At 69.2% G+C, this 2,324-nt stretch carries 2 protein-coding genes and 1 pseudogene; 2 read left to right on the forward strand and 1 reads right to left on the reverse strand.

All coding sequences use genetic code 11. The features are described 5' to 3' along the window. The coding region (locus tag VJS38_RS07600) for a hypothetical protein (protein ID WP_324087550.1) at nt 1–228 on the reverse strand (228 nt) is incomplete at its 3' end. A gap of 245 nt (nt 229–473) precedes the next feature. Between VJS38_RS07600 and guaB the strand changes: the two genes are divergently transcribed. Together guaB and VJS38_RS07610 are read left to right on the forward strand one after the other, a co-directional pair. Further along, nucleotides 474–1,934 (forward strand): IMP dehydrogenase, encoded by a 1,461-nt coding sequence (guaB, locus tag VJS38_RS07605; RefSeq protein ID WP_324087551.1) that lies wholly within the window; start codon nt 474–476, stop codon nt 1,932–1,934. 160 nt (nt 1,935–2,094) lie between these two features. Further along, nucleotides 2,095–2,324, forward strand: a pseudogene (locus tag VJS38_RS07610) (MFS transporter); the annotation flags it as partial.

Below are 2,324 nucleotides of genomic sequence, written 5' to 3' on the forward strand. Positions count from 1 at the left end.
GCCGCGCGCTGACAGGACGACGCGACAGGCGGTGTAGGACCATTGCCGTGGCTCCGTCATGACGTGGCCCGGGCCGCTGTGGGCCGGATCGGTTCGCGTGACGGTAAACTCCATGCGCACCGTCCCGCCGTCAAAGAAAAGGTGTTCGAGCCGGTCGGCGAATACCTCGCTGACTTCCGGACGATCGATGTACTTCGGCCCTGTCGGACCGCCGCTCTTGCCCTTCATCGCGGAAAACCACCCTCCAGCACAGCTGAGGGACAACGAACAGAATTGGCGGGCGTTGCGCAAGCCGCAGCCTGGGGACGCCGGCTACGTGAGCACGCCCTCCAGGCGCGACCTTGCCAGAGTCGCGATCGATTCCCAAGTTCGGCGAAACTCTCCCTGGCGCTTGCGAACATCGGACGCGACGCGGGCTCTTGCCGCGCCGCCCGGGTTCCGCTTATACGAGCGCCGCAAAACGAGGTGTCTCCATGGAGATTCGCGAAGGGCTCACCTTCGACGATGTTTTGCTCGAACCGGGCGCATCCGACGTCATGCCGACCCAGGTGGACGTCTCCACCCGGCTCACGCGAGAGATCAAGCTGAACATCCCGCTCGTGTCCGCCGCCATGGACACGGTGACCGAAAGCCGGCTGGCCATCGCCATGGCCCAGAACGGCGGGATCGGCATCCTGCACCGCAACCTGACGGTGGAGGAGCAGGCCGACCAGGTGCGCGAGGTGAAGCGCTACGAGAGCGGCATGGTCATCAATCCGCTGACCATCCATCCGGACACGCCCCTCAGCGAGGTCCGCCAGATCAAGGCGCGCAAGAAGATCTCCGGCTTCCCGGTGGTCGACGAGGCCGGCAAGCTCTGCGGGATCCTGACCAACCGCGACATGCGCTTCGAGACGCGCGACGACGTCCCGGCCAAGGCGCTGATGACCAAGGACAACCTAGTCACGGTGCGCGAGGGCGTCAGCCAGGCCGAGGCCCGCGACCTGCTTCGGCGGCACAAGATCGAGCGGCTGATCGTCGTCGACGACGACAACCACGCCGTGGGCCTGATCACCGTCAAGGACATGGAGAAGGCCCAGCTCCACCCGAGCGCCGCCAAGGACGCGCAGGGCCGCCTGCTGGTCGGCGCGGCCTCGACCGTCGGCGACACCGGTTACGAGCGGTCGATGGCGCTCGTCGAGGCGGGCGTCGACGTGGTGGTGATCGACACCGCCCACGGCCACAACGCCGACGTCGCCAAGGCCGTCCAGCGGATCAAGCGCGAGACCAACCGTGTGCAGATCGTCGCCGGCAACGTCGCCACCTATGACGGCGCGCGCGCCCTGATCGAGGCCGGCGCCGACGCGGTGAAGGTGGGCATCGGTCCGGGCTCGATCTGCACCACGCGGATCGTCGCCGGGGTTGGCGTGCCGCAACTGACCGCCATCGCCGACGCGGTGCGCGCGGCGGCCGACGCCGACGTGCCGATCATCGCCGACGGCGGCATCAAGTACTCCGGCGACCTCGCCAAGGCGCTCGCCATGGGGGCTTCGGTGGCCATGATGGGCTCGGTCTTCGCCGGCGTCGACGAGGGGCCCGGCGAGGTCTTTCTCTACCAGGGCCGGTCCTACAAGTCGTACCGCGGCATGGGCTCGCTCGGCGCCATGGGCCAGGGCTCGGCCGACCGCTACTTCCAGAAGGACGTCAAGGACGCGCTCAAGCTGGTGCCCGAGGGCATCGAGGGCCAGGTCCCCTACAAGGGCCCGATCGCTCCGATCCTGCACCAGATGGTCGGCGGCCTGCGCGCGGCCATGGGCTACACCGGGGCCGAGAACCTGGAGGAGTTCCGCAAGCGGGCGCGGTTCATCCGCATCACCGGCGCGGGCCTGCGCGAGAGCCACGTCCACGACGTGATGATCACGCGCGAGGCGCCGAACTATCCGAGCTCGGTTTGAGGTGTCGGGGCTGAACGCCCCCTCAGTCGCGTCGCGACAGCTCCCCCGTTCCACGGGGGAGCATCTTGGCGCTCAGATCCTCCGCCGCGAAGCGGGGGAGGTGGCTCGCGAAGCGAGACGGAGGGGGCGTGCGGGGCCCGGGTTGACGTGAGATTCGACTTTGCGTGACGGCGGACGCCTGGCGGCGGCCATCCAGGTCCTGACGGACATCGAGACCCAGCACCGGCCGGTGCGGCTGGCGCTGAAGGCCTGGGGCGAGGCCTCGCGCTTCGCCGGCGCCAAGGACCGCGCCTTCGTCTCCGGCCTGGTGCTGGACGTGCTGCGCCGCAAGCGCTCGCTGGCCTGGCGGATGGGCGAGGAGGGACCGCGCGCCGCGGCGCTCGGCGCGCT

Origin of the sequence: Phenylobacterium sp. (assembly GCF_035276905.1) — a bacterium.
In the GTDB taxonomy this organism is placed as follows: Bacteria; Pseudomonadota; Alphaproteobacteria; order Caulobacterales; family Caulobacteraceae; genus Phenylobacterium.

What these genes read in the sequence shown, in the direction of transcription:
- guaB (WP_324087551.1), top strand. Translation starts at nt 474, where the DNA reads ATGGAGATTCGCGAAGGGCTCACCTTCGACGATGTTTTGCTCGAACCG.